Below are 1,964 nucleotides of genomic sequence, written 5' to 3'. Positions count from 1 at the left end.
ATTGATGCCGCTGGTCTCGGCGGCCGTCCAGGCCGGCCCGGCGCGTCTGCTTGCTGGCCAACCCCTACCGCCATTTGCAATTGGTCATCAGCGTGAAGAAGCCTTGCGCAACGGCGAGACGGCGTCGCTCGGCTCAGCCGCCAGCGACGACGACAGCGCCCGCAAGCTGACCGGCGGCCTGAGCCTGGCGGTTTCGCCGAACGGGCTCGATCCCCGCACCTTGCCCACAGTTTCCACGCTCGCCAGCGCAATTTCATCGCAGCGTGTCGTAGCCGATGCCCGCGACGATCGCGTTCTGGTTTCCACGCGTGAGCAGAACCTCGTGGCGAACTTCATTGCGCGGCGTTATCACGTGGCGCAGGACCCGGTGAGCGAGCTGGTCCGTGCCGCCTTCGATACCGGCCGTGAAGTCGGTCTCGACCCGTTGCTGCTCCTCTCGGTCATGGCGATCGAATCCGGCTTCAATCCTTACGCTGAAAGCGGCGTGGGCGCGCAGGGCCTGATGCAGGTCATGTCGAAGGTACACTCCGACAAATTCCAGTACTTCGGCGGATCGCACGCCGCGCTCGAGCCGCTTGCAAACATCAAGGTCGGCGCGCTGGTCCTGAAGGATTGCATCGCGCGCGGCGGTTCCGTTGCGGGTGGCCTGCGGTTCTACGTAGGTTCGACCTCGCAGGACGACGGCGGCTACGGCGCCAAGGTGCTGGCCGAGCGCGCACGTCTTCGCGATGTCGCCCACGGCCGCAATGTGCCGATCAACGCGCCGCAAGCGCCGGCACAGCCGGTTGCGCCGAAGACGGTGGTGGCGTCGGCTAACGCGCCGGCGAATGGTTCTACCGACAAACGTGTGCACTTCACGCTCGACGGTGTTCCGCCGATCACGGCGCCGGCCAAGGCTACGTCGCCGCAAGCGAGCGAGCGTAACGAAACCGACGACGCTGATACGCAAGCCAAGCATGAACATGGCGCCTGGGAAGTTGGCGCTTGAGACGGCATCTCCAGCCTTAAACCGGTAGCAGATGCAAAAAAGCCGTTCCAGCTTGATGCCGGAACGGCTTTTTCAATGGCGAAGGCTTTCCAAGCGGAGGCGCTAGACCCTGAACAACGTCCCAAGCCGCTGCACGGCTTCTTCGAGCTTCGAATACGCCGTGGCATAAGAGAGCCGGATATAGTCCCGCGGCGCATGAACGCCGAAATCATTGCCGGGAACCAGCACGACGCCGGCATCATGAAGCATGGAGCGGGTCAGCGCCGTGCTGTCGCCGGCGGCCGGGTGCGCGACACGGCGGGTATCAGCGTAGACGTAGAACGCACCGTCCGGCACTACCGGCACTTCGAACCCGAGCGTGCGCAACGCCGGCACGATGAAATCGCGTCGGCGCCCAAATTCCAGCCGGCGTGACTCGTAGACTGCAAGCGTGGCAGGTTCAAAGCACGCGAGCGCCGCATGTTGCGCGAGCGCGGACGCGCAGATGAACAGGTTCTGCGAGAGCTTTTCGACCGTCGAGACCATTGCGGGCGGCACGACCAGCCAGCCGAGCCGCCATCCAGTCATGTTGAAGTACTTTGAAAAGCTGTTGACGGTGACTACGTCGTCACCAAACGAAAGCGCTGAAACGGGTTTCGCGTCGTAGCTCAAGCCCTGATAAATCTCGTCGACGATGGTAAAACCGCCGTGCGAACGCACGACATCGACGATCTTCGCCAGTTCCGCCGGTTCGATGGACGTCCCGGTAGGATTCGACGGCGACGCCAGCAGGACGCCGCGTGTAGCGGGCGTCCAGTGCGCTTCGACCTGGGCTGCGGTCAACTGGAACCGCTCGGCCGGACCGCTCGGAATCAGGACCGGACGGCCTTCGGTTGCCGCCACGAAATGGCGATTACACGGGTAGCACGGGTCGGGCATGAGGACTTCGTCGTCGCGATCGACCAGTGCCGTGCATGCCAGAAGCAACGCCGCCGAT

1 protein-coding gene and 1 pseudogene (1 of these 2 running past the window's edge) are annotated in these 1,964 nt (G+C 63.8%); one reads left to right on the top strand and one right to left on the bottom strand.

Going from position 1 to position 1,964, the window contains the following annotated elements; all coding sequences use genetic code 11:
• Positions 1-988 (top strand): transglycosylase SLT domain-containing protein (locus ACFFAR_RS29385; RefSeq protein ID WP_375509030.1); only part of this gene is annotated, 988 nt, incomplete at its 5' end.
• 102 nt (positions 989-1,090) lie between these two features.
• Here ACFFAR_RS29385 and ACFFAR_RS29380 read toward each other — a convergent pair.
• Positions 1,091-1,964 (bottom strand): annotated as a pseudogene (locus ACFFAR_RS29380) (pyridoxal phosphate-dependent aminotransferase) (it continues 384 nt past the right edge of the window).

Origin of the sequence: uncultured Caballeronia sp., assembly GCF_964243625.1 — a bacterium.
GTDB lineage: Bacteria > Pseudomonadota > Gammaproteobacteria > Burkholderiales > Burkholderiaceae > Caballeronia.
The sequence above is the reverse complement of the archived record's forward strand: the minus strand, read 5'-3'. Positions and strand labels throughout refer to the sequence as shown.